The sequence below is a fragment of the Halorubrum sp. 2020YC2 genome (assembly GCF_018623055.1).
Classification (GTDB): domain Archaea; phylum Halobacteriota; class Halobacteria; order Halobacteriales; family Haloferacaceae; genus Halorubrum.
The window spans coordinates 1,365,721-1,389,313 of the sequence record NZ_CP076019.1 but is presented as its reverse complement, the minus strand read 5'-3'; the positions used below and the strand labels follow the sequence as shown (position 1 = coordinate 1,389,313).

The 23,593-nt window shown below is 70.2% G+C and carries 22 protein-coding genes and 1 tRNA gene; 9 read left to right on the top strand and 14 right to left on the bottom strand.

Features of this window, described 5'->3' with window-relative positions:
• Window positions 1-38: 38 nt before the first annotated feature.
• Window positions 39-3,311 (bottom strand): carbamoyl-phosphate synthase large subunit, encoded by a 3,273-nt coding sequence (carB, locus tag KI388_RS06835; protein WP_215088590.1) that lies wholly within the window; start codon window positions 3,309-3,311, stop codon window positions 39-41.
• A 244-nt stretch (window positions 3,312-3,555) separates the two neighbouring features.
• Here carB and KI388_RS06830 point away from each other — a divergent pair, with 244 nt between their 5' ends.
• Window positions 3,556-4,566 (top strand): hypothetical protein, encoded by a 1,011-nt coding sequence (locus KI388_RS06830; RefSeq protein ID WP_215088589.1) that lies wholly within the window; start codon window positions 3,556-3,558, stop codon window positions 4,564-4,566.
• Window positions 4,567-4,593: 27 nt separating this feature from the next.
• Here KI388_RS06830 and KI388_RS06825 read toward each other — a convergent pair whose 3' ends face one another.
• The 4 genes from KI388_RS06825 to KI388_RS06810 form a co-directional block, all read right to left on the bottom strand.
• Complete coding sequence (locus KI388_RS06825) at window positions 4,594-4,818, bottom strand: hypothetical protein (protein ID WP_215088588.1); 225 nt, start codon at window positions 4,816-4,818, stop codon at window positions 4,594-4,596.
• Between the two features lie 138 nt (window positions 4,819-4,956).
• Window positions 4,957-5,490, bottom strand: a complete 534-nt coding sequence (locus KI388_RS06820; protein ID WP_215088587.1) for a DUF5815 family protein — start codon at window positions 5,488-5,490, stop codon at window positions 4,957-4,959.
• Window positions 5,491-5,566: 76 nt separating this feature from the next.
• Window positions 5,567-5,815, bottom strand: a complete 249-nt coding sequence (locus tag KI388_RS06815; RefSeq protein WP_215088586.1) for a hypothetical protein — start codon at window positions 5,813-5,815, stop codon at window positions 5,567-5,569.
• Between the two features lie 65 nt (window positions 5,816-5,880).
• The gene (locus tag KI388_RS06810; protein WP_215088585.1) at window positions 5,881-8,103 is read right to left on the bottom strand and encodes a CDC48 family AAA ATPase; all 2,223 of its coding nucleotides are present in this window, start codon (window positions 8,101-8,103) and stop codon (window positions 5,881-5,883) included.
• Between the two features lie 226 nt (window positions 8,104-8,329).
• On the opposite strand from KI388_RS06810, the gene KI388_RS06805 reads away from it, so the two are divergent.
• Together KI388_RS06805 and larC are read left to right on the top strand one after the other, a co-directional pair.
• Window positions 8,330-8,521 (top strand): hypothetical protein, encoded by a 192-nt coding sequence (locus KI388_RS06805; RefSeq protein WP_215088584.1) that lies wholly within the window; start codon window positions 8,330-8,332, stop codon window positions 8,519-8,521.
• A gap of 410 nt (window positions 8,522-8,931) precedes the next feature.
• Entirely contained in the window at window positions 8,932-10,344 is a 1,413-nt protein-coding gene (gene larC, locus KI388_RS06800; protein WP_215088583.1) for a nickel pincer cofactor biosynthesis protein LarC, read from the top strand.
• A gap of 27 nt (window positions 10,345-10,371) precedes the next feature.
• On the opposite strand, the gene KI388_RS06795 is transcribed toward larC, so the two are convergent.
• On the bottom strand, window positions 10,372-10,704 hold the full coding sequence (locus tag KI388_RS06795) for a hypothetical protein (RefSeq protein ID WP_215088582.1): 333 nt from the start codon (window positions 10,702-10,704) through the stop codon (window positions 10,372-10,374).
• A 244-nt stretch (window positions 10,705-10,948) separates the two neighbouring features.
• Window positions 10,949-11,095, bottom strand: coding sequence for a hypothetical protein (locus tag KI388_RS06790; RefSeq protein WP_215088581.1), 147 nt, complete (start codon window positions 11,093-11,095; stop codon window positions 10,949-10,951).
• Window positions 11,096-11,276: 181 nt separating this feature from the next.
• Here KI388_RS06790 and aspS point away from each other — a divergent pair, with 181 nt between their 5' ends.
• The 3 genes from aspS (at window position 11,277) to KI388_RS06775 (ending at window position 13,838) form a co-directional block, all read left to right on the top strand.
• Entirely contained in the window at window positions 11,277-12,581 is a 1,305-nt protein-coding gene (aspS, locus tag KI388_RS06785) for an aspartate--tRNA(Asn) ligase (protein ID WP_215088580.1), read from the top strand.
• Window positions 12,582-12,802: 221 nt separating this feature from the next.
• The gene (locus tag KI388_RS06780) at window positions 12,803-13,105 is read left to right on the top strand and encodes a hypothetical protein (RefSeq protein WP_215088579.1); all 303 of its coding nucleotides are present in this window, start codon (window positions 12,803-12,805) and stop codon (window positions 13,103-13,105) included.
• A 1-nt stretch (window position 13,106) separates the two neighbouring features.
• On the top strand, window positions 13,107-13,838 hold the full coding sequence (locus KI388_RS06775; protein ID WP_215088578.1) for a DUF4382 domain-containing protein: 732 nt from the start codon (window positions 13,107-13,109) through the stop codon (window positions 13,836-13,838).
• 293 nt (window positions 13,839-14,131) lie between these two features.
• Here the strand turns inward: KI388_RS06775 and KI388_RS06770 are convergent, their stop codons facing one another.
• Genes KI388_RS06770 through KI388_RS06760 form a run of 3 tightly spaced genes read right to left on the bottom strand, consistent with a single transcriptional unit; the run spans window position 14,132 to window position 16,274 of the window.
• Window positions 14,132-14,824, bottom strand: a complete 693-nt coding sequence (locus KI388_RS06770) for a VTT domain-containing protein (RefSeq protein WP_215088577.1) — start codon at window positions 14,822-14,824, stop codon at window positions 14,132-14,134.
• Between the two features lie 48 nt (window positions 14,825-14,872).
• Window positions 14,873-15,400, bottom strand: coding sequence for a hypothetical protein (locus KI388_RS06765; RefSeq protein WP_215088576.1), 528 nt, complete (start codon window positions 15,398-15,400; stop codon window positions 14,873-14,875).
• A gap of 46 nt (window positions 15,401-15,446) precedes the next feature.
• On the bottom strand, window positions 15,447-16,274 hold the full coding sequence (locus KI388_RS06760) for an NAD(+)/NADH kinase (RefSeq protein ID WP_215088575.1): 828 nt from the start codon (window positions 16,272-16,274) through the stop codon (window positions 15,447-15,449).
• Window positions 16,275-16,445: 171 nt separating this feature from the next.
• On the opposite strand from KI388_RS06760, the gene KI388_RS06755 reads away from it, so the two are divergent.
• On the top strand, window positions 16,446-18,002 hold the full coding sequence (locus KI388_RS06755) for a KaiC domain-containing protein (protein ID WP_215088574.1): 1,557 nt from the start codon (window positions 16,446-16,448) through the stop codon (window positions 18,000-18,002).
• A 506-nt stretch (window positions 18,003-18,508) separates the two neighbouring features.
• Here the strand turns inward: KI388_RS06755 and KI388_RS06750 are convergent.
• Window positions 18,509-18,579, bottom strand: a tRNA-Gly gene (locus KI388_RS06750).
• A 118-nt stretch (window positions 18,580-18,697) separates the two neighbouring features.
• Here KI388_RS06750 and KI388_RS06745 point away from each other — a divergent pair.
• Window positions 18,698-20,128, top strand: a complete 1,431-nt coding sequence (locus KI388_RS06745) for a M28 family metallopeptidase (RefSeq protein WP_215088573.1) — start codon at window positions 18,698-18,700, stop codon at window positions 20,126-20,128.
• Window positions 20,129-20,176: 48 nt separating this feature from the next.
• Here KI388_RS06745 and nadE read toward each other — a convergent pair whose 3' ends face one another.
• Window positions 20,177-21,151 (bottom strand): NAD(+) synthase, encoded by a 975-nt coding sequence (gene nadE, locus KI388_RS06740; RefSeq protein ID WP_215088572.1) that lies wholly within the window; start codon window positions 21,149-21,151, stop codon window positions 20,177-20,179.
• Window positions 21,152-21,586: 435 nt separating this feature from the next.
• On the opposite strand from nadE, the gene KI388_RS06735 reads away from it, so the two are divergent.
• Window positions 21,587-22,120 (top strand): Rrf2 family transcriptional regulator, encoded by a 534-nt coding sequence (locus KI388_RS06735; protein ID WP_215088571.1) that lies wholly within the window; start codon window positions 21,587-21,589, stop codon window positions 22,118-22,120.
• Window positions 22,121-22,150: 30 nt separating this feature from the next.
• Here the strand turns inward: KI388_RS06735 and truA are convergent, their stop codons facing one another.
• Together truA and KI388_RS06725 are read right to left on the bottom strand one after the other, a co-directional pair.
• Window positions 22,151-23,080, bottom strand: coding sequence for a tRNA pseudouridine(38-40) synthase TruA (gene truA / locus KI388_RS06730; protein WP_215088570.1), 930 nt, complete (start codon window positions 23,078-23,080; stop codon window positions 22,151-22,153).
• Window positions 23,077-23,574, bottom strand: coding sequence for a universal stress protein (locus tag KI388_RS06725; RefSeq protein ID WP_215088569.1), 498 nt, complete (start codon window positions 23,572-23,574; stop codon window positions 23,077-23,079). The genes truA and KI388_RS06725 overlap by 4 nt, the downstream gene beginning before the upstream one ends.
• Between the last annotated feature and the right edge of the window lie 19 nt (window positions 23,575-23,593).

The window sequence follows — 23,593 nt, the reverse complement described above, 5'->3', positions numbered from 1 at the left end:
CTTTTACCCCCCGCTTCACAACTCACCAGTTCTCTCGGCTACTCGGCCGCGCCCCAGTCCTCGACGCGCTTGGGGCGGTCGGAGACCGCCATCACGTCGAGGTCGTCGTTCGCGTGGTCGAGCGCCTCCAGGGCCGCCTTCGCGGAGGCGTGCGTCGAGAAGTAGGTGATCTCCTCCTCGACGGCGACCTCCAGCAGGTCGCGCTGGCGCGAGACGATGAGGTCGAGGTCGCCGCGCTTGGCCGCCTCGATCAGGTCGGTCGCCTCGCTCAGCTCGAAGTGCTCCGCGTAGCCCGCGACGAGCGCCTCCCCTTCCTCGGTGCCGGGGTCCGGGAACTCCTCGGCCGAGAGGTCGACGACGGCGGTGCCCGACTCCGGGATCGGCTTACCCGTAGAGTCCTGCGCCTTGTCGTACGCCTTGCCGAAGGAGGTCGCGGTGCCCATCACCTCGCCCGTGGACTTCATCTCCGGGCCGAGCCGCGGGTCCGAGCCCGGCAGGCGGTCGAACGGGAGGACGACCTCCTTCACCGAGCGGTGTTCGGGGATCTGCTCGTCGGCGTCGAGGTCCGCGAGGGTCAGGTCGTCGGTCATCACCTTCGCCGCGAGCTTGGCGATGGGGACGCCCGTCGCCTTCGAGACGAACGGGACGGTCCGCGAGGAGCGCGGGTTCGCCTCCAACACGTACACCTCGCTTTCCGCCTCGCCCTCGACGCCCGTCACCGCCAGCTGGACGTTGAGCAGGCCGACCGTGTCGAGCGCGCGGGCGATGTCCTCGGTCACCTCGCGGACCCGCGCCAGCGTCTCGTCGTCGAGCGAGCGCGGCGGGATCATACACGCGGAGTCGCCCGAATGGACGCCAGCGCTCTCGACGTGTTCCATCACGCCGCCGAGGAGGACGTCCTCGCCAGGGCGAGACTCCGTCTCGCTTGCAGGCGCGTGTGACGCGCCGACGTCGGCGACCGCGTCGACGTCCAGTTCGACCGCGTCGTCGAGGAACTGGTCGACGAGGATGGGCTTGTCGGGCGAGACGCGGACCGCCTCCTCGATGTACTCCTCTAGCTCCGCGTCGTCCTCGACGACGCGCATCGCGCGCCCGCCGAGCACGTAGGAGGGGCGCACGAGGACGGGGTACCCGATTTCGTGAGCGAGTTCGAGCGCCTCGTCCTCGCTGGTCGCGGTGCCGCCCTCGGGCTGGGCGACGCCCAACTCGTCCATCAGGACGTTGAACCGGTCGCGGTCCTCCGCGAGGTCCATCGCCTCGACGCTCGTCCCCAGAATCTCGCAGTCCAGCCCGCGGCGCTCGATCTCCGCCTGAAGGGGTTCGCCCACGTTGACGGAGGTCTGGCCGCCGAACTGGACCATCACGCCGTCGGCGCCGGTCGTCTCGATCACGTCGGCCACCTCCTCGGCGGAGATGGGTTCGAAGAACAGCCCATCGGAGGTGTCGTAGTCGGTCGACACCGTCTCGGGGTTGTTGTTGATCACGTGCGCGTCGATGCCGAGTTCGCGGAGCGCGCGCACCGCATGGACCGCGCAGTAGTCGAACTCGACGCCCTGCCCGATGCGGATCGGGCCGCCGCCGACGACCACGACGCTCTCGACGTCGGGGTCGACGCGGACCTCGTTCGCGGCGCCCGCGGTGTCGGCCCCTTGGAGGAACTCCGGCAGTCGTGCGGAGTAGTAGTACGGCGTGGAGGCCTCGAACTCGCCCGCGCAGGTGTCGACCTGCTTGTAGGTGCGGTCGGGCACCGCGCTCTCGACTGTCCCCACGTCGGCGTCGACGCCGCCGGCGGTCGCGGTCGCGGCGATCTCCGCGTCGGTGCGGCCGACCATGGCCGCCTCGGTGAAGTCGCCCTCGGCGGCCGCGGCGGTGCCGTCGGCGATCTTCTCGAAGCGCTCGACGTACCAGCGGTGGATGCCGGTGAGGTCGATCACGTCGTCGACCTCGTAGCCGCGGTCGAACGCCTCGAACATCGCGTACGGGCGGTCCGGGCTGGGGCGTTCGAGGTACTCCGATTCGAGTTCGTCGTCGTCTACCTCGTCGAAGTCGACCGCGGGGTCGTACTCCGAGGAGCGGAGCGCCTTCACCATGCTCTCCTCGAACGTCCGGCCGATGGACATCGCCTCGCCGGTGGACTTCATCGCCGTGCCCAGCTCGAAGTCCACGTCGTCGAACTTGTCGATTGGCCAGCGCGGCACCTTCGTCACCACGTAGTCGATCGCCGGCTCGAAGGCGGCGGTCGTCTCGCCGGTGATCTCGTTTTCGATCTCGTGGAGGCGCTTGCCCAAGGCGACCTTCGCCGTGACGCGGGCGATGGGGTAGCCGGTCGCCTTCGACGCGAGCGCGGAGGAGCGCGAGACGCGCGGGTTCACCTCGACGACGCGGTACTCGCCGCCCGGCGTCCCGTCGTCGTGCCACGCGAACTGGATGTTACAGCCGCCCTGAATGCCGAGGTCGCGGATCACTTCGAGCGCCGCGTCGCGCATCTCCTGATGGCCGTCGTCGGGGATCACCTGCGAGGGGGTGACGACCGTCGACTCGCCGGTGTGGATCCCCATCGGGTCGATGTTCTCCATGTTACAGATGATGATACAGGAGTCGTCGGCGTCCCGCATCACCTCGTACTCCAACTCGACCCAGCCCGCGATGGACTCCGTGATCAGCACCTCGCTGTTGCGCGAGAGGCGGAGTCCCTTCCGGACGCGCTCGACCAGCTCCTCGAACTCGTCGACGACGCCCGAGCCGGAGCCCCCGAGCGTGTACGTCGTCCGCGCGATGACCGGGAGCCCCCCGACCGCGTCGACCGCGTCCTGAACCCGCTCGCGGAAGTACTCCTCGTCGAAGTCGGTGACCGACTCGTCGTCGTCTAAGGAGATGGTCGTCGACTTCGGCACCGGCTGTCCGAGGCCCTCCATCCGCTGGCGGAACAGGTCGCGGTCCTCCGTCGCGTAGATGGTGTCGAGCGGCGTCCCCATCACTTCGACGTCGTGCTCTTCCAGAATTCCCTCCTCGGCAAGCTCGGCGGTGACGTTGAGTCCGGTCTGGCCGCCCAGCCCGGCGATGACGCCGTCCGGCTCCTCGATCCGGATGACCTCCGCGATGGCCTCCGGGGTGATCGGCTCGATGTACACCCGGTCGGCCGTCTCGGGGTCGGTCATGATCGTCGCGGGGTTCGAGTTCACTAAGACGACGCGGGCGCCCTCCTCTTGGAGCGCGCGACACGCCTGCGCGCCGGAGTAGTCGAACTCGGCCGCCTGCCCGATCTGTATCGGTCCGCTGCCGATGAGTAGAATCGTCCGGTCCTCGCTCATTACGCGGACGGAATACGCTCATCGTAATAAGGTCGGCGGTAGAGTACGAATCTCGCAGCAAATTTGCGATTTTCGCAAGCGGTCGAGTACCACGGTGGTTGCTACTGCACCGCGTGATCTCCGACACGACCGCCGCGAACGGAAGCCTCGATGTCCAGAACGTGCGGCGCGTCGCCGCCGAATACGGGGGCTGAGGCGCCCACCACAAGGAATTTACCGAGATGTCGGGAATCCCGTGACGGACATGACCTGTTCCCGCCGCCGTGCCCTCCGACTGCTCGGCGCCGCCGGCGCGGCTGCCGCGACCGGCGGGTGTCTGAGCCCCGGCAGCCTCGACTCGTACGCGCTCATCGCTGACGAACTGGACCTCTCGTCGATCGGACGTCCGTATCTGTGGCCCGATCCGACCGAGATCGACGCCGTGACCCGCGTCGACTTCGCGACCGAGACCAAGACGGCGTACCTCTCGGAGCTGTTCGAGACCGGGAACGTGACGGTCAGGCAATGGCCGCTCGTCGGCCGCGATCGGTGGGGGACGGAGACGCGGCCGCGCCCGACGTTCCTCGAACGCGACGGGACCTTCTACGAGGTTCGAATCGAATCGGAACGTTCCCTCGAACGGGAGCGATGGCACTTCGCGCTCGAACGCCGCGACGAGACGCCGCCCGACGACGCGACGGTGGCGCGGCCGCCGTTCGACCTCTCGGACCAAGACGAGCGCGTGCTCGACGCGGCGCTCGACGCCGTGTACGCGGGCCACGACGGCTTCCTCGGCGACCCCGAGTTCGACGGGCTTCAGACCGTCGAGTTCCACCACGGGCTCGACGCCGACGCCAGCGACCTCGTCCCGTCGCCCGCGTTCGAGTTCGTCGAGTACGAGGACGAGTTCTTCCGAACCGTCGCGGAGCGTCGGACGGTTCGGGTTCCGGAGTGGACGTACGCCGTCACCGAAATATCGGACGTACGGAGCGAGTTCACCGAACACGCGCGCGAGCGGATCGTCGAACGCGACCTGAACGCGGCCGGGCTCTCGGAGGCCGCTCGGGGGGTGTTAGACGACGCGATAGCCGACGAACCGCGTCGGTACGAGGAGGGCGCGCCGCCGTCGGAGGCACTCGACGAGGCCCTCGACGCGCTCGGTATCGCCGGCGACCTCCGGCCGATAGGCGACTACGACGACCGCGTCGACTTCCGGAACGTCGTCGTCGAGTACCGAGACGGGGTCTCTCGGTTCGATCTGATAGTCTCGCCGTAGCAGGCGCCGCAGTAAGAGCGGCCGCCCTCAGGTATCGAGCCGGTACCGGTACGGCTGTCCCGCGATGACCTCGACCTCGCCGCGCTCGGCCCGGCGCCCCAGCACCGTCGCGACGCGGTGCGGGCTGTCGATCGCCTCGCAGTCGTCGCACTCCTCGACGAGGGCGAGGATCTCCCGGGCCGTCAGCGGCTCGTCCGCCTCGGCGAGCACGCCGCGGATCCGGTCGTACCGGTCGTATTCGCCGGCGCTCATGTGTCTTACGTACGGTCTCCGAACATATAGGGTTGAGTGAGACAGAAGTCGGACGGCTGTCAGACACGAGGCGTGAAACGGCCGTATGTCGGCGTTTGAGCGGTCTTCGGGGAGCGAACCGAGACCGGCCGGTCCGATTCAGGCGTAGGGATCCTCGGCCTCGAGGTCGCGCTCGGCGCGGTACTGCTCGACGAACTCGCTCACGTCGAACTCGACCATCTCCTGTTCGAACGCCGACAGCGCCTCGTCGTCGTCCGCGTGGCTCACGGCGTGTTCCATCAGCTCGACGACGAGTTCCACGACGACCTCGTGGAGCCGGCGGGAGTCGAACTGTGCCACCCACACCATCGCGTACCCCACGTCGGCGTTCTCGCTGGCGTCGTGCGAGACGACGGCCTCCGGGAACTCCTCTAAGACGACGCCGAGCAGGTGCGGCGTGTCGAACTCCGGCATCTCCTCGCTGGTCGTCTCGATGGCCTCGCGGAGCACCTCGACGAGGAAGTCCGGGAGGAACCGCTCCGGGGGGTGGACGTCCATCACGACCGCGTGGGTCTCCCCGCAGTCGCACTCGTACTCGCGCATTCCGAGATCCAGTGCGCCCACGCCGATCGCCTCCCCGCAGGGCAGCTCCAGCGCGTTCTCGTCGCCGCCGGGGACGCGGGGCTGAGACATACCCCCGCTTGGTCGCTGGCGAGGTTAAAAGGTGCGAAACGGGGCGGCGGCTCGTCGCGAGAGCGGTGCGGGTCCGCTACTCGGTGTCCTCGTAGCCGGGCTCGTGGTCGGCGTCGCCGCCCTCGTCGCCCTCGCCGCCCTCGCCGTCCTCGCCTCCCTCGTCGTCGCTTCCGGCGTCCGTCTCAACCTCCGCTTCGACCTCGATCTCGATCCCGTTCGCCTCGTAGGTCGCCTCGATCGCCTCGGCGCCGTCGCGTTCGATCTCCAGTTCGTCGCGGTCGACCTCCACTTCGACCTCCACGTCGACGGTCACGTCGTCGGACATAGTCGCCGCTCAGTACGTGTCGTGAACGCAAAAACGGTCGGACGGTGCGGACCGCGGCGAACGGTCTACTGGAACCCGATCCGGCCGCCGGTGTCGCGCAGCGACTCGCCGCCGCCGCCCTTGAACTGCTCTCTGACGTCCTCGTAGTACGCGAGGATGTCGTCGTTTATCGTCGGCCGCACCGACTCCATCGCGCGCCGGAAGTGCTTCATCTCGACCTCCTCGGCGTCGTCGTCGTCGCGCAGGGCCTCGATGGCGGCCTCGCGGGCGATCCCCTCTAAGTCGGAGCCCACGTAGCCGTCGGTTATCTCCGCGACCTCGCGGAGGCTCACGTCGGGCGCGAGCGGCGTGTTCTGCGTGTGGATGTCGAGGATCTGCTCGCGGCCCTCCTGATCTGGCTGGCCGATCATCACGAGGCGGTCGAACCGCCCCGAGCGCAGCAGCGCGGGGTCGATCATGTCCGGGCGGTTGGTCGCGCCGATGACCATCACGTCGCCCATGTCTTCAAGGCCGTCAAGCTCCGTCAGGAGCTGGTTGACGACGCGCTCGGACACGTTGTTCCCCATCTCCTGCCCGCGCGAGGGCGCGAGGCTGTCCAGTTCGTCGAAGAAGATGATCGTCGGGCTCACCTGCCGGGCCTTCCGGAAGGTCTGCCGGATCGCCTTCTCCGACTCCCCGACCCACTTCGAGAGCAGCTGCGGCCCCCGGACCGAGATGAAGTTCGCGTTCGTCTCGTTGGCGACCGCCTTCGCCATCAGCGTCTTCCCGGTTCCGGGCGGTCCGTACAACAGCACCCCCTTCGGGGCGTTGACGCCCATCCGGTCGAACTTCTCCGGCGAGGTGAGCGGCCACTCAACCGACTCCTGAACCTGCTGTTGGGCGTCGCTGAGCCCGCCCACGTCGTCCCACGATATCTTCGGCAGCTCGACGAGCACCTCGCGCATCGCGGAGGGCTCGACCTCGTTGAGGGCGCCCGAGAAGTCGTCGCGCTTGACGATCATCCGGTCGATGAGGCTCGGCGGCACCTCCTCCTCGTCTAAGTCGATCTCCGGGAGGTACCGCCGGAGCGCCTTCATCGCGGCCTCCTTCGTGAGGCTCTCGATGTCGGCGCCGACGAAGCCGTGCGTCTCGTCCGCGAGGTGGTCCAAGCTCACGTCGTCCGAGAGCGGCATCCCGCGGGTGTGGATCTGGAGGATCTCCTTGCGGCCCACCTCGTCGGGGACGCCGATCTCGATCTCGCGGTCGAACCGGCCCGGCCGGCGGAGCGCGGGGTCGACGCTGTCGACGCGGTTCGTCGCGCCGATGACGATCACCTGTCCGCGCGTCTCTAACCCGTCCATCATCGTCAGCAGCTGGGCGACGACGCGTCGCTCGACCTCGCCGGTGACGTCCTCGCGCTTGGGCGCGATCGAGTCGAGCTCGTCGATGAAGATGATCGAGGGCGACTCCTCTTTCGCGTCCTCGAAGATCTCCCTGAGCTGCTGTTCGGACTCGCCGTAGTACTTCGAGATGATCTCGGGGCCGGCGATCGAGAAGAACGACGCCGACGTCTCGTTGGCGACCGCCTTCGCGAGCAGCGTCTTCCCGGTGCCCGGCGGGCCGTGGAGCAGGACGCCCTGCGGCGGCTCGATGCCGAGCTTCGAGAAGATCTGCGGGTGTTTCATCGGCAGTTCGACCATCTCGCGGACGCGCTGGATCTCCGACTGGAGGCCGCCGATGTCCTCGTAGGTGATCCCGCCGCCAGTCTTCTCGAACCCGGAGATCGGTTCCTCACGCAGTTCGACCTCGGTGTCCTCGGTGATGAGACAGACGCCGTCCGGCTCCGTCTCGACCGCGATCAGCGGGATCGCCTGCCCGGGCGACCGCATGAACGGGTGGTTCGTCGACGACATCACGGGGACGATGTCGCGCTCGACGACCGGGCGCTTGAGGATCTGGCGTTTCACCATGCCGGCGGCGTCGGAGCCGAACTGGACCGACGCCTCCTCGGGCGGGGCCAAGACGAGCTTGTCGGCCTTCTCGGCCTCCGCCTTCCGGATGGTGACGCGCTCGCCGATGCCAACGTCCGCGTTCTGGCGGGTGAACCCGTCGACGCGCACGGTGTCGGTGTTCCAGTCCTGGCGGTCCGCGCGCCAGACCTTCGCGGCGGTGGTCTCCGCGCCCTCTATCTCGATGATGTCGCCGGGCGAGAGCTTCAGGTGCAACAGGGTGTCGGGGTCGAGTCGGGCGATGCCGCGCCCCGAGTCGTTCGGGTACGCCTTCGCCACTTCGAGTTGGACTTCGTTCATGGTTCCTCGCGGGGGATAGTCGTATCTGGACCCGGTCCGGGAATAAGCCTGTTGCCCGTGCCGCCGCCGGGCCGCACCGAGGGACCGGCGACCGCGTCAGGTTGTGTTATCATATAGCACGGTTAGGCGTCCGTTCTTAAAACCTCGTCGTAAGCGTGCGTTTTCGCCGTGGACTCGGGGCCGGCCGTGGCGGGCGTTTTTTGCCCGTTCGCGGCGACGTCCCAGCGTGTTCGACTCCCTCTCCGACCCGATGCGGTCGCTCCTCTCCCGGCTGGCCTTCCTCGTCGCCGGCGTGCTCGTCGGCGCGACGCTGAACGCGCTCGACGTCGGCGGTCTCCTCGCCGTCCCGCTCGCGGCTGTCGGGTTCGTGGTCGTCGGGGAGCTGTACCTGTTCGCGACCGGCGGAGACCGTTTATAAATAACAACGCCGAACTGCGGTGGCGCGTGCCTCCGAGGGGCCGCCGAAGGCGGCCGCGAGGAGCACGCGCGAGGGAGTCAGTCGCCCGGAGCGGAGCGACGGGCGACTGACGAGGCTGGGGAGGTGTGAGGTGCTGTGCGGTCGGGCGGGACTCAAAGGGGCAGCCGCGAGGCGGGCGCAGGCGACACAAGCACCGCAACAAGGGAGCGAACGGAGTGAGCGACCGAGTGAGGAGCGCAGCGAGCGTGCGCCCGCCTCGTGGCTGGGGCTTTGGGGTGTTCGCCTCCGATTCGTCGTCACCGATTTATAAATAGCAGACGGCCATCGCTCAGATACTTATAAACAACCGTTCGACCAATTCAGCGAAGTCAATCCCGAGGTATTTGTCCGGCAGTCGCCTCGGGAGCACCATGCGAACGCTCGTCTTCGACGGTCGGACCGGGGCCGCCGGCGACATGATCTGCGCCGCGCTGGTCGCGGCCGGCGCCGATCCCGCGGTCCTCGACCCCGTGAGCGACGCGCTCCCGGTCCGGTACGAGGTCGGTGAGACGGAGAAGAACGGGATCCGAGCGACGGCCGTCGACGTCCTCGTCGACGGCGACAACGAGGCGGCCGAGGCTAACTCGGACCACGGCCACAGCCACGACCACGACCACGACCACGACCACAGCCACGACCACGACCACGACCACAGCCACGACACGGCGTCTCCCGCAGACGCTGCTTCGGCCGAGGGCGCCGGCGTCCACCGGAGCTACCGCGAGGTGGTCGACCTCGTCGAGTCGATGGCGCTCCCCGACCCCGTCGAGTCGACCGCGCTCGACGCCTTCGAGCTACTCGGACGCGCGGAGGCCTCGGTCCACGGCACCGACCTCGACGAGATCCACTTCCACGAGGTGGGCGCGGACGACGCGATCGCCGACGTGGTCGGCGCCGCGCTGCTGCTCGCCGACCTCGACCCCGAGCGCGTGGTCACGACTCCCGTCGCGGCCGGCGGGGGGACGGTCGAGATGAGCCACGGGACGTACCCGGTCCCGGCCCCGGCGACGACCGAGATAGCGACCCGCGCCGGGTTCCGGATCGTCGGCGGACCGATCGACCGCGAACTGCTCACTCCGACCGGCGCCGCGATCCTCGGTGCGGTCGCGGAGGGAGTCGACGCGGTCCCGGATCTCGCGGTCGAGCGCACCGGCTACGGCGCCGGTGACGCCGACTTCGAGCGCCACCCGAACGTCCTGCGCGCGCTCCTCGGTGACGGCGGTCGACCCGGAGACGAAGCCGACGAGGCCGATGGGACCCACGAGACCCACAACGCGGACGCCCACGCGGAACACGATCCCGACGGCGGACTCGTCCACGACGACATCGCCGTCTTGGAGACGAACCTCGACGACGCCGCCCCCGAGGTGCTCGGCGGGCTTCAGGAGACGCTTTCGCGCGCCGGCGCACGAGACGTAACCATCGTTCCGACGACGATGAAGAAGTCACGGCCCGGCCACCTCGTCAAGGTCATCTGTAAGCCCGCGGACGCCGAGGCGGTCGCGGAGCGGCTCGCCCGCGAGACGGGGACGCTCGGCGTTCGGCAGTCCGGCGCGAGCCACCGGTGGATCGCGGAACGCGAGTTCGAGACGGCGACGCTCCGGGTCGACGGCGCCGACCACGAAGTGAGCGTGAAGATCGCGTCGACGACGGAGGGCGAGCCCTACGACGTCAGCGGGGAGTACGACGACGCGGCCGCGGTCGCGGAGGCGACCGGGCTCCCGATCCGGGAGGTGCTCAGGCGCGCCGAGACCGACGTGCGGGAGCGGCTCTCGGAGGAGTAGCCGAGGGTCCCGCGACCGGTCGCCCCGTCAGTCGGGCGGGTCGACGCGCTCGACACGCTCGGGGTCGACGCCGAAGCCGCCGGCGAGCCGTTCGCGGACCCGGTCGACGACGAACTCCTGTTCAGCCTCGACCTGCGCTCCGGGCGCCGCCCCCTCGTCGACCGCGAGGGTCGCGACCGCCTCGACCGTGGTGTCGTTGAGGCCGGGCCGGAGGCCGGCGATCTCGATCTCCTCGACGCGGAGCCCGTCGATTCGTTCGATCTGTGCTCTGGCGCCGGCGACGAGGTCGCCGGCGGCCGCCTGCGAGACGCGGACGGTCACCGTCGCCTCGACCGACGGCGTGTGGATGGCTGCCGCCATACGCCCTCGCCGCGAGTCGAACGCGGCGCGGCCGGTCTGCGTCCCGGTCCGAACCCGGGAAGCGACCGGTCCGCGGCCTCGAACGCGCCGACGGCGAGCCACCGACTGGGGTCACAGCGGGGCCACCGACGGCGACGCTCGCGAGGGAGACGGCCGTCCGACTCGACGCGCGCGACGGACAGCGGCGGCTGGAGAGAACGGGAGGTGGTCCGTCCCGCGGGGAAATCTCCCCAGCCGACGCGCGTCACGCGGTCGGGCGGACGGACCGTAGGTTCGGAATCCCGTAGCCGGTCCCGATCCACCCGAGGAACGCGACGCTCGCGGACCGCACGAGCGTCGAGGTGGTGGAGCGGGTCATAGTCGGGATCCGCGGCGCGGGAAACGCCGTCATCAACCACCTGTATCGGTTTCGTATTAAAATTATGTTAGTTATGTGACCGCATGCCACGGCAGGTTCCGTCCGGAAGTCCCCGAGAACACGCCGGAGCGGCCGCGGGCGCCGCGTTCCGTCGCCGTCGAGACGACAGGCCTATGCCGACCGCCCGACCAGTTGCGCGTAAGCAGTCACCGTCATGATCGAGCGAATTCACACGTCGGACGTCGAACCGGACGCGGACGAGGTCGCCATCGCCGGCCACGTCCACGAGATCCGCGATCTGGGAGGCCTCGTCTTCCTCATCGTGCGCGACCGCGAGGGGCTCATCCAGATCGTCTTCAAGGAGGAGCGCGAGCCGGAGCTGTTCGAGGCCGTTCAGGACGTCGGCGCCGAGGACGTGGTCCGGGTCGTCGGCGAGCCGTTAGAGAGCGACCAGGCGCCCGGCGGCGTCGAGATCGCGCCCACCGAGTACGAGGTCATCGACGAGGCGGACTCCCCGCTCCCGCTGGAGATCTCGAAGGACATCGAGGTCGACCTCTCGACCCGGCTCGACAACCGCGCGCTCGACCTCCGGAAGCCGGAGACGCTCGCGGTGTTCACCCTGCGTTCCGAGCTGGTCACCGCGATGGAGGAGTGGTTCGAAGACGAGGGGTTCGTCGACATCAAGACGCCGCTGATCTCGAAGGGCGGCGCCGAGGGCGGCGCGGAGCTGTTCCCGATCCTCTACTACAACCAGGACGCGTTCCTCTCGCAGAGCCCCCAGCTGTACAAGCAGATGCTGATGGCCTCGGGCTACGAGGCCGTCTACGAGACGGGCACCGCGTTCCGCGCCGAGGACTTCGCCACCTCCCGGCACGTCTCCGAGATATCGATGTTCGACGTGGAGCTGGCGTACATCGACGACGAGGACGACGTGATGGACGTGCAGGAGGAGTCGCTGCGCTACGCGCTCCGCGAGGTCGCGGCGAACGCCGAGCGCGAACTCGACCTGCTCGACGTCGACCTCGAAGTCCCCGAGGACGACTTCCCGCGGATCACCTTCGACGAGGCGCTCGACATCCTCGAAACCGAGTACGGGCACTTCCCGGACGACCCGACCGACCTCGACACGAAGGGCGAGAAGCTGCTTGGCGAGCACTTCGAAGAGCAGGGCCACCCGGCGTTCTTCGTCGTCGGGTACCCCGACGAGAAGTTCTACTACATGCAGGACGTGCCCGAAGACGAGATCGCCTCTCGGAAGTTCGACCTCATCTACAAGGGTCAGGAGCTCTCCTCGGGCGGCCAGCGCGAACACGACGTCGAGCGCATGGTTGAGGTCATGGAGGAGGAGGGCGTCGAGACCGCGAACTTCGAGTTCTACATCGAGGCGCTGAGCTACGGCACGCCCCCCCACGGCGGCTACGGACTCGGCATCGACCGCCTCGTCCAGAAGGTCGCCGGCCTCGACAACATCAAGGAGGCGATCATGTTCCCGCGCGACCCGAACCGGCTGGAGCCGTAGCCGGACCGTCCGACCTCGTCGCGCACCGCCGACCGCCGACGCGGTCCGACCTCGACTGCGCGACCGCCGTCGTCAGAGACTGTCTTTTATAAGTGTCCGCTCTTTCGACCCGGATTCCGTTTTCAGGCCGTCTACTCCCCATTAAACCGGATTAAATCGGGCGAAACTCGGCTGAACGGCTTGGGGTATTAAACCGTGTCGGGCACCGAGGGGAAGTTGCTATGAACGCACTCCGAACGACGCTGCTCGTGGCGCTGGCCACGGTGGTACTGATCGGGACCGGCGCGGCCGCCGGCGCCGTCGCGGCGACGCCCGGCCCGGACGACGCCTCGGGCGACGCGGGCCCGCCGAGCGACCTCCCGGACCAGGTGCCGGACTTCGTCGGCGGGGTCCTCGACAGCGTGAACGAGTTCCTCTCCGGCGGCGTCGACGACCTCGGTGAGACCGTGAGCGAAATCGCCGGGAACGGCGCCGGCGAGGGCGACGCGGACGACGGGACCGACGCGGGCGAGGAGGAGGCGTAACGTGACGGACCGCACGACCGATCTCGACGCGCTCGACCGCCGGACCTACCTCCGGGCGACCGGCGCCGCCGCGCTCGGCGCCGCCGGTCTCGCCGGCTGCGTCGGCCGTGCGACGGGGACGCTCGCGACGCGGGTGACCGACCAGCCCGCCGACATCGGGGACTTCGAGTCGCTCGTCGTCACCGTCGAGGGGTTCTGGCTCGGGCCGGAGGGCGCCGAGCCGGAGTCCGACGAGTCCGATGGCGACGGCAACGAGACCGCCGCTGACGGTGACGACGGAGCCGACGACACCGCCGACGGCAACGAGACCGTCGACGGCAACGAGACCGACGGCGAGGACGCTCCCGACGGCCGCGAGTACTTCGAGTTCGACGAGGCCCAGGAGGCGGACCTCGTCGAACTCCAGAACGGCGAGACGCAACTGATCGACGAGCGCGAACTACGGACGGGCGAGTACCCGTACCTCCAGCTCGACGTGTCGTCGGCCGACGGGACGCTCACCGACGGGAGCGACGCGACCGTCGACCTCCCGGGCAACGCGCCCCTGACCTTCAACGAGCCGTTCGAGATCCGCGAGAACGCGCGGACGACGTTCACCGCCGACTTCGCGCCGGTGCTGCGGGGGAACGGGCGGTACCTCCTCCGACCGGTGCCGAGCGGCATCGAGGTGGCGTACGGCGACGCCGAGGACTCGTCCGGCGACGGAGAGAACTCGTCCGACGGCGGCTCGTAACCGCTTCGCGCCCCCTCGGTCCCCCGTTGGAGCCGCGGTGCGCTCCGCGCTCGCGCCGCAGCGAGCGGCCGGGAGCGACCGCGGCTTCGGGGTCAGGGCTGGGTCGGTTCCCGGGATTCGGGGACCGGGGGAATGCGCGCACCGCTGCGGTCGGTTCCCGATCGGAGGGCTCGTTCGCCGTCAGAGGCACACGACCCGCAGATCGCCCGCGCGACGACGCGTTCGGGCGGTCTTCGATTTCCTCGACTCGGCCGCTGTCGAGTCGTTTTCTCAGACGCTCTCCGTGCGCCGAGTCAGGCCGCCGCCGCGTCCGGTCGCACGAACGTCCGGTAGAGCGGCCCCGCCAACAGCAGCGCGCCGACCGCGGCCATGCCGACGATCACCGCCGGGTCGACGAGCGACCCGCCGCTCGCCGCGAGGCGGTCGAGCGAGACGCCGACCGCGATCCCGCCGAGGACCCACGGTAACTCGCCGATCGCGGTCCCGAGCAGGAACGGGCGACCGCGGACCCCGGCGACCGCGGCGCCGACCGTCACCGCGTCGGAGGGGAGCGGCAGCAGGCGGGTGCCGGCCACCGCGCGCACGCTCCCGGACTCCGCCGCGAAGCGCTCGCCGGCGCGACAGAACCGGGCCGCGACGCCCGCCTTCCCGTCGGCCTCCGAGTCGCCTCGGAGCCGGAGTCGCCCCGCCCGAGCCAGCGCGTACGGCGGGAGGGCGGTACCGACGACGAGCGCGAGCGCGAACGGCGTCCCGACCCACCCGTAGCCGAAGCCGACGACGACGGCGAGCAGGGTCGTCGGCCACGCGAGGAGGGGCCTGACGGCCGCGAGCGCGAGGGCGGCGACCCCGAACCGCACCGGGTCGTCCGCGAGCCAGCGGAGCCGCGAGAGCGCCGCCTCGGGGGAGACCGCGAGCGCGACCGCCGCCAGCGCGGCGGCGGCGACGCCCGCGACCGCGTACCGTCCGACCGTCGAGCGGCGATTCACGCTCCCGCGTCGGCGGGCGCCCGGTAAACGCTTTGTGGGTGCGTCCGATCACTCCTCGACGAACGCCTCGCGGAACGGCTCCGAGAGGTGTTCGCGCTGCCACGCCGCCACCGCCTCCTCGCCCAGCAGGCTCGCCCACGCGGTCAGGACTCCGGCGCATAAGACGAGACCCGGAAGGACGTGCGCGGCGGCGTCGACGAAAAGCGCCGGCCGGAAGAGGAAGAAGCCGAACCGCTCCGCGAGCGCGTCCCACGCCGGCCCGAAGGCGACCCAGCGGAACGCGAACGGGACCGCCGTCACCGTCGCGAGCGGATACACGAGGACGTCCGTCACCGGACCGCCCTTCCCGCGGACGAACGCGAGCGCGTAGAACCCCCAACAGGCCAGCGAGGCGAAGACGCCGGCGACCCGCTGCGGTCCCGCCGGCTCGCCGTGGCCCAGCGCGGCCAGTCCGAAAAACGCCGCGGCCGCGCCGACGTAGCCGACGAGACACGCGATCGCGCCCCCGACGAGGACGAGCGCGTGTTCGCTCCGCGACTGCCCGGCGAACGGCGTCAGTCCCAGCGGGACGTTCATCATCCGGGACTCGGGTCGGCCGCGGATTGAAGCTTGCGCGTCCGGCTCACGACAGCTTCCCGAGCGCCTCGAAGAAGTCGGAGGGCGGGCCGGCGACCCGTATCGGCGGCGCGGTACGCTCGACTGTCACCTCGACCGGCCCGTCGAGCGCGGCGGTGTCGCGGCCGTCGCTGACGACGGTCGCGCCCGCCTCGTCCGGCACCGAGACGGTGACGGTCGCGTCGGCGTCCACCACAAGCGGGGGCATCCCCTCCTCGGCGGCCATCTCGTTGACGACCAGCCCGTCCACGTCGGGGTGGACCAGCGGCCCGCGCTCGGAGAGGTTGTACGCGGTCGACCCCGTCGGCGTGGCCACGAGGACGCCGTCGGCGTGCCCGCCGGCGTACCGCGACCCGTCGACGCGCACCTCGTAGTCGATTCCGCCGCCCGGGCCGCGGCGGTCGCCCTGGACGACCACCTCGTTCGCGGCGGGCGTCGAGGTCCAATCGGTCGCGCTGGCGGTGAGCCGCGGGGCCTCGCGGACCTCCAGGCCGCCGTCGCGGAACGACCGGATCTCCGCGCGGAGCGCGCTCGCGGCGTCGGCGGGCGGGACGGCGTTGAGGAAGCCCACCTCTCCGAGGTTCACCCCGACGATCGGGGTGTCGCCGGCGTTGCGCGCGACGAACAGGAACGTCCCGTCGCCGCCGACCGCGACGACCAGGTCGCAGTCGTCGAACGCCGCGACCGGCCGGGCGTCGTCGCCGGCGTCGAGCGCGGCGGCGGTCTCCTCGTCGAGCCAGACGCCCTCGCCCGCGTCGACGACGACGTCCCTGAGCGTCGCCGCGAGCGACGCCGCCCGCTCGCTGCCCTTTCGCGCCACGATGCCCACTTCCATGGGGAATCCATCCCCGTCCCCGGGTAAAAGCGTGCGGACATCGCGCGGACGGTCGGATTCCGGAGGGGGTGCTCCCCGCGAGTTCTCGGAAGCCGAGACCTCGCCGGAAAGTTTCAAGCCGCTCGGCCGCCTTGCTCGGCGCATGTCGACCCCCCACGGGCGGCGGAAACGATGAGCGAGGAGGACGACTGGTTCGAGCGCGCGCTGCGCGAGACCGACGAGGAGTCCGACGAGCGTCCCGTGGCCGGTTCGGAATCCGAGGACGGAGGGGCAGAGTCCGACGACGGAGGGGCAGAGTCCGACGACGGAGGGGCAGAGTCCGACGACGGAGAGGCGGAGTCCGACGACGGGGGATCGGAGTCGGACGGCGCGGAAGACGCGGCAGACGGGGCGGAAGGCACCGCCGGGAGCGCGAAACCCGGAACAGCCGACGCGGGACGCGGACCCGACGACGCTGAGGGCGTCTCGGACGACCCGGCGCGGGAGATCGGAATCGGGAGCGACGACTCCGACGGTGACCCCTTCGGCGGCGTCGACGCGGACGGGACCGACGTCCTCGACGGTGACGACTCGGGCGAGAGCGACCCATTCGGCGGTGACGACTTCGGCACCGGCGACCTCGACGGCGGCGACGGCGGACCCGACGCGCCCGACGCCGACCCCGCGGGCGGCGGCCTTCCGGCGGACGCGTTCGGTGACGTCGACGACGCGGGGTCCGGCTCCTTCGGAGAGGACGACCCCTTCGGCGGCGGCGGCGATGCCGATGTCGGGAGCGGTGCGGGCGGCGAACATACCGGGGGCGGCGGCACGGACTCGCTCGGGGACGACGACCCCTTCGGCGGAAGCCGGAGCCCCGGCTCTGGCGGCTCCGGCGGCGGTGGGGGCGGTGGCGGCGCCGACAACGATCCCTTCGGCGGCTACCGCGGCCCGTCGGGCGGGGAAGGCGACGAGTTCGGGTTCGGGGAGTTCGGCGGGGACGACGCCGGGGACGCGGCGGAGTTCGACGTCGACCCCGAGGAGTTCGAGTCGGAGATCGAACGGACCGACATCGGGATCAAGGGCCTCGACGACATGATCCTCGGCGGCGTCCCCAGTCGGTCGCTGCTGTCGGTCATCGGCGGCGCCGGGACCGGGAAGACGACGTTCGCGCTCCAGTTCCTCAACCACGCCCTCGAACGCGGCGAGAAGGGGATCTACATCACGCTCGAACAGACGAAGGAGTCGATCTACGACACGGCCGACGAGAAGGGGTGGTCGTTCCGCGACCACGCGGCCGAAGACCGCCTCGCGGTCGTCGCCATCGACCCCATCGAGATGGCGAACTCGCTGTCGTCGATCCGCAACGACCTCGTCCGGCTCATCGCGGAGTTCGACGCGGACCGGCTGGTGCTCGACTCCGTCTCGCTGTTGGAGATGATGTACGACCACCCCGCGAAGCGCCGCTCGGAGGTGTTCGGGTTCACCCGCGCGCTGAAGGACGCGGGCGTGACGACGCTGCTCACCTCCGAGGCGAGCGAGGAGAACCCGTACGCCTCTCGGCACGGGATCGTCGAGTACCTCACCGACGCCGTCTTCGTCCTTCAGTACATCCGCGGGTCGGACTTCCGAGAGACCCGGCTCGCCGTCGAGATCCAGAAGATCCGCGACGCGAACCACTCCCGGGAGACGAAGCCCTACGACATCACGGACACCGGTATCTCCGTCTACGACCAGGCGAACATCTTCTGAGCGGACAGTACGACGCGGTATTTAAACCAGTACGCGTCCCAGCGGCGTTCCTTTATAAATAGACGTGGTACTGCGGTGGCGCGCGCCTCCGAGTGGCCGCCGCCGGCGGCCACGAGGAGCGCGTGCGAGGGAGTCGGTGGTCCGGAGCGTAGCGGAGGACCACCGACGAGGTTGGGGAGGTGTGAGGCGCGGTTGCTGTGCGGTGGAGGGTGGGACTCAAAGGGCCCGCCTCACGGCTGGGGCTTTGGAAGTATTCGACATGTCAGAGCGAATTTCGGAATGCCTGCGGCTCGCGGTATTGCTCGCCGCAGCGATACACCGTCCGGGAATTGAACCGGAGTCAGACGTGCTCGCTCGCAATCGAGGTGCTCGCTTCGTCGCCGGCGCAAAGCGCCGGCTGCTTGAGGGACCTTCGGTCCCTCTCAGCTCGCACCTCGCACCGCTCGCTGCACGCGACTGATAGGGTTCAATTCTGTCCGGTGACTTCTCTCACTACGTTCGAGAAATGCACCGTCCGGGAATTGAACCCGGGCTATTAGCTTGGGAAGCTAATGTCCTACCACTGGACCAACGGTGCTCGATTTGAGGTATCCGACCGTCCCACTTGAACGTAGCGTTTCGGCGGACGCCGACCCGCTCCGGGAATCCGGTTCCGCGAGCCACACGCTTAAGCCGTCACCGACGGAGGCACGCCCATGATCGACGACGCAACAGACGCGACGCGTTCCGCCGCGGTCGACCGCGTGCGCGAGCGGGCGGCCGCCCTCGCCCCCGCGCTCGGCGCGACCTGGACCGACGACGAGCCGTGGCGCTTCCTCACCGACCTCACGGCGACCGGGAGCCGCATGGCCGGCAGCGAAGGGGAGCGCCGGGCCGCCGGACTCGTCGCGGACGCCTTCGAGCGCGCGGGACTCGCGGACGTGCGCACGGAGCCGTTCGACCTCCCGACGTGGGAGCGCGGGTCGGCCTCGCTTGACGTGACCGTCTCGGGGCGGGACGGCGAGCCGGCGACGCGCTCGTTCGATGCCCTAGCGCTCCCGTACTCGCCGGCGGGGAGCGTCGCAGGCGAACTCGTCGACGTCGGCTACGGCACCCCGGCGGAGATAGACGAGCGGGAGGTGGAGGGCCGGATCGCGGTCGCCTCGACGACGACTCCCTCCGGCGGGCGGTTCGTCCACCGCATGGAGAAGTTCGGCTACGCGATAGACGCGGGCGCGGTCGGCTTCGTGTTCGTCAACCACCTCGACGGCCAGCTCCCCCCGACCGGGTCGCTCACGTTCGGGGCGGAGGCCGAGGCGGTCGCCGTCGGCGTCTCGAAGGAGACCGGCGCGTGGCTCCGCGAGTACGCGGTCGGGGGCGAAGGGGCGATCACGTCCGGTTCGCGCGACGTCGCGCAGGCGGAGCTGTCGGTCGAGGCGTCGACGACCCCCGGCGAGAGCCGTAACGTGATCGGGCGCGCCGGGCCGGACACCGACGAACGGGTCCTCCTGCTGGCTCACTACGACGCCCACGACATCGCGGAGGGCGCGCTCGACAACGGCTGCGGCATCGCGACGGTCGCGACCGCGGCCGGAATCCTCGCGGACGCGGACCTCCCCCTCGGCGTCGACGTCGTCGCGGTCGGCGCGGAGGAGGTCGGGTTGCTCGGCGCGGAACACCTCGCGGACCGCCTCGACCTCGACCGCGTGAAGGGCGTGGTCAACGTCGACGGCGCGGGGCGGTTCCGTGACCTCGTCGCGCTCGCGCACGCCTCGACGGCGGCCGCGTCGGTCGCGGAGGCCGTGTCGGCAGCGACGCGGCAGCCGGTCGAGGTCGACGCGCAGCCCCACCCGTTCTCCGACCAGTGGCCGTTCGTGCGCCGCGGCGTGCCGGCGCTCCAGCTCCACAGCGACTCGGGCGACCGCGGCCGGGGCTGGGGTCACACCCACGCGGACACCCGGGACAAGGTCGACGACCGGAACGTCCGCGAGCACGCGATGCTGACAGCGCTGCTCGTCGCGGAGTTCGCGTCGCCCGAACGCGACCTGCCGCGGCTCGACCGCGACGAACTCGCGGCCGCGTTCCGCGAGGCCGACTTCGAGACCGGGATGCGCGCCGCTGACCTCTGGCCGGCCGACTGGGACTGAGAGGGGTCCGAGCGTGGCCGGGGTCCCGAGGGGAACCGGTCCCCGGCCTCACTCGAGGTCCGCGTCCGGCGTCGGCGGCGGGAGCCGCTTGTGTGCCGTCGCGCGGTGCCGACCCAAGAGCTCAGCGACGAGTTCGCGGTCGACGGCGGCGAGTTCGCTGTCGTCGCTTTCGTCGCCGTCGCCGGGGTCGGAGAGTGCGGCGGCGATCCGTTCGAGGACCGACTCGGGGTCGAGACCGCGGTCGACGCCGAGGTGGAGGACGGGGTCGACGACCTCGTAGGGGGCGCCGAGGTCGTCGGCGTCGCGCTGTCCCGGGAGAAATCCGGCTGTGGGCGCCTTCTCGACGACGAACTCCGGCACGTCGAGTTCGGCGGCGAGCGCCCGGACGTCCGTCTTGTAGCGGTGGCCGAGCGGGAACATGTCGGCTGCGCCGTCGCCGTGTTTCGTCAGGTAGCCCAAGAGGAGTTCGCTGCGGTTCGCGGTGCCACAGACCAGGCGGTTCGTCGCGTTGGCCGCGAGGTACGCGACCGCCATCCGGAGCCGCGAGACCGCGTTGCCGGACCGGACCGGCTGGCCGTGGAGGTCGAAGCGGTCGGGGACGACCGCGCCGAACTGCGCGAACAGCGGCTGGAGGTGGACCGTGTCGTGGTCGATCCCCAGCGCCGCCGCGAGCGCCTCGGCGTCGCGAGCGTGGGGGGCGCCGATCTTGTTACACGGGAGGATCAGCCCGTAGACGCGGTCGGCGCCGAGCGCCTCGACCGCGAGCGCCGCCGTCACCGTCGAGTCGAGTCCGCCGCTCATGTTCACTACCACGCCGTCGGCCCCCGCGGCGCTCACCTGTTCGGCGATGAACGAGCCGACCCGGTCGCGCTCGGCCCCGGGGTCCCGGTCCGGGAGGAGCGACTCCGGGAGGGACCGAGTCCGACCGGCGGCCGACCCGTCGTCGTTCGACGCCGCGCTCCCCGCCGAGCGCCCGGTCGCCGCGTCCTCGTCGAGGTCGAACGCCGAGTCGCGGTCAGCCATCTTCCCCTCCCGTCCGGAGGCCGGTCTCCCGACCCGCTCGGCGCGCTCGTCGTTCCGGTTGCCGTCCGACGGCCCGTCGCAGAGCGTCGGTGCGTCGATCCGGGCGGTCCCGGTCGGTGCGTTGGATCGTCATCAGTCGCTCGCCGCTTCCGGTCGGGCTGGTAAATACTTGCGGTGTAGATTATATAAGGAATTGGTGCGATAGTCGTCTGAAACGCGTAAGTATCGGTTTAAAAAATTATGTACGTTTTGTTTTGTCAGGAATAGTAACACAGTACCGGTCAGAGAATCTTCGAAACAAGAATTTTGACCCGTTAGAAGAAGTCTTCCAAATTTTCGCACGTATTTCTAGGAATTGTCTCTACAAGACTCGTTCTAAGCATATAATGTCGTTATACACGAACATTTATCAATCAGACGTGGTTCAGTTTAGTTATGTCCGAAATTCAGTTGAGTTCGAGTCAGGAACGGGTGCTTACCGCGCTCGTGAACCTCTCCGAGGGTCGAGAGGCACCGGTACAGGGACGCGAGATAGCCGACGCTATCGACCGCAACGCGGGGACGGTCCGGAACCGGATGGGGAGCCTCCGGACGCTCGGCCTCGTCGAGGGGGTCGCCGGGCCCGACGGCGGCTACGTCCCCACCGACGGGGCGTACGACGCGCTCGGTATCGAGCGGCTGGAGGACGCGGCGACGACGCCCGTCGAGCGCGAGGGCGCTCCGGTCGAGGACGTCACCGTTGCGGAGATAGACCTGTCGAGCGTCGCGAACCCGGAGCTGTGCCGCGCCGAACTCGTGATCCGCGGTCCGGTCGGCCCCTTCGACGCCGGCGACCGCGTGACCGTCGGTCCGACCCCCGCGGCTGGGCTTCGGCTCTCCGGCGTGGTCGACGCGACCAACGTCGACGGGAACACCCTCCTCGTTCGCGTCGACGGCATGGAGACGCCGGCGGGCGGGTCGGCGGCGTAGTCGGTTTCCGTCTCTCCGTCGCGACCCGAGCTACCGTTCCTTGATGGCCGAGAACAGCCTGTCGCGCACCGCGCCGGTGGCGGTCGCGGCGTGGCGGGCGTCCCGGTGGCGCTCCCCGAAAGCGACGCGAGCGCTCTCCGCGGCCTCGGGGTCGACCGCGAACGCCGCTTCGGGGTAGGTCACGTCCCACAGCACGAGCGGCTCCGGGGGCGCCGGCCCGACGCCGCGCTCGCCGGGAACCGGTTCCGCGGCGAGCAGCCGGTCGATCCACGCGAGGTCCGCCGTCCCGCGACCGACGGCGCGGGCCGCGGCGACGACACGCCGCACGAGCGCGCGGGGGAAGCCGTCCGCGGCGAGTTCGACGACGAGCGTGTCACCCTCGCGGACCGCCCGCGCGTCGAGGTCGCGGACCGTCCCCGTCTCGTCGGTCGTCAGGTTGTGGAAGTCGTGTTCGCCGTCGAACCGCGCGAGCGCCGCCCGGAACCGGTCGTCGTCGACCGCGTGTTCCGGGTCTCTGCGCGCCGGGTCTGCGGGCGCGTCCGCGGCGTCGGCGCTCGGCGCGTAGAGGTGGTATCGGTACGTCCGCCGGACCGCGTCGTGCGTCGCGTGGAACCCGTCCTCGACGTCGGCGGCGGCCCACACGCGGACCGACCCCGGCAGGTGGCCGTTGAACGCGCGCGGCGTGAGCCACGTCGGCGCCTCGAACGCGACGGTCTGGGCCACCGCCGAGACCCCCGCGTCGGTCCGGCCGGCGGCGGCGTAGCCGGGGGGCGTGGCGTGGGTCGGTCCCTCGCCGGGTTCGACGACCCCGTGATCGGCCAGCGCGCCGAGGAGCGCGTCCGCGACCGTGTGCGCGTGCGGCTGGCGCTGGAAGCCGGCGTACTCCCGGCCGTCGTACGCGACCCGGAAGGCGCGGGTGACGGTCTCCCTCCCGGTCGAGTCGTTCGGGTCGCCCGTCACCGCGCGTTGGACGCGTCGCCCGCGTCGCTTCCGGCGGCCGGCTCCGCTGACTCCTCGCCTCCCTCCTCGGTCTCGTCCATCGGGACCGTCACCACGGGCACGGAGGCGACCCGGACGACCTTCTCCGTCACGCTACCGAGGAGGAGGCGCCGGATCCCCCGCCGGGTGTGGCTCGGCATGACGACGATGTCGGCGCCGTCGTCGATCGCGCTCTCGATGACGTCCAGCGGCTCGCCGCGGACGACGTTTCCGACCGTCTCGGCGCCGGCGGCCTCCAGTTCGGCCGTCACCGCCTCGACGCGCTCTTCGGCCGCCTCCGCGAGCCGGTCGGAGAACGCGCCGGTCCGCGGCCCCGCGAGCGTGTCGACCGCGGTGTCGGCCGCCGAGACCACGCGAACCGTCGCGTCGTACCGTTCAGCGAGGCTGGCCGCGTGCGGGATCGCGTCGTTCGCCTCGCCGCCGGGCGCGACTGGCAGGAGGATGTCGTCGTACATACCCGCCACTCCTCGCGCC

Bases quoted from the DNA above. Each gene is read 5' to 3' on its own strand.
- KI388_RS06745 (WP_215088573.1), top strand. From the start codon at position 18,698: ATGATCGACGACGCAACAGACGCGACGCGTTCCGCCGCGGTCGACCGC.
- KI388_RS06735 (WP_215088571.1), top strand. From the start codon at position 21,587: ATGTCCGAAATTCAGTTGAGTTCGAGTCAGGAACGGGTGCTTACCGCG.
- KI388_RS06790 (WP_215088581.1), bottom strand. From the start codon at position 11,095: ATGACGGCGTTTCCCGCGCCGCGGATCCCGACTATGACCCGCTCCACC.
- KI388_RS06725 (WP_215088569.1), bottom strand. From the start codon at position 23,574: ATGTACGACGACATCCTCCTGCCAGTCGCGCCCGGCGGCGAGGCGAAC.
- KI388_RS06795 (WP_215088582.1), bottom strand. From the start codon at position 10,704: ATGGCGGCAGCCATCCACACGCCGTCGGTCGAGGCGACGGTGACCGTC.
- nadE (WP_215088572.1), bottom strand. From the start codon at position 21,151: ATGGCTGACCGCGACTCGGCGTTCGACCTCGACGAGGACGCGGCGACC.
- KI388_RS06815 (WP_215088586.1), bottom strand. From the start codon at position 5,815: ATGTCCGACGACGTGACCGTCGACGTGGAGGTCGAAGTGGAGGTCGAC.
- larC (WP_215088583.1), top strand. From the start codon at position 8,932: ATGCGAACGCTCGTCTTCGACGGTCGGACCGGGGCCGCCGGCGACATG.
- KI388_RS06825 (WP_215088588.1), bottom strand. From the start codon at position 4,818: ATGAGCGCCGGCGAATACGACCGGTACGACCGGATCCGCGGCGTGCTC.
- KI388_RS06830 (WP_215088589.1), top strand. From the start codon at position 3,556: ATGACCTGTTCCCGCCGCCGTGCCCTCCGACTGCTCGGCGCCGCCGGC.
- KI388_RS06755 (WP_215088574.1), top strand. From the start codon at position 16,446: ATGAGCGAGGAGGACGACTGGTTCGAGCGCGCGCTGCGCGAGACCGAC.
- KI388_RS06780 (WP_215088579.1), top strand. From the start codon at position 12,803: ATGAACGCACTCCGAACGACGCTGCTCGTGGCGCTGGCCACGGTGGTA.
- KI388_RS06765 (WP_215088576.1), bottom strand. From the start codon at position 15,400: ATGAACGTCCCGCTGGGACTGACGCCGTTCGCCGGGCAGTCGCGGAGC.
- KI388_RS06810 (WP_215088585.1), bottom strand. From the start codon at position 8,103: ATGAACGAAGTCCAACTCGAAGTGGCGAAGGCGTACCCGAACGACTCG.
- aspS (WP_215088580.1), top strand. From the start codon at position 11,277: ATGATCGAGCGAATTCACACGTCGGACGTCGAACCGGACGCGGACGAG.
- KI388_RS06760 (WP_215088575.1), bottom strand. From the start codon at position 16,274: ATGGAAGTGGGCATCGTGGCGCGAAAGGGCAGCGAGCGGGCGGCGTCG.
- KI388_RS06820 (WP_215088587.1), bottom strand. From the start codon at position 5,490: ATGTCTCAGCCCCGCGTCCCCGGCGGCGACGAGAACGCGCTGGAGCTG.
- carB (WP_215088590.1), bottom strand. From the start codon at position 3,311: ATGAGCGAGGACCGGACGATTCTACTCATCGGCAGCGGACCGATACAG.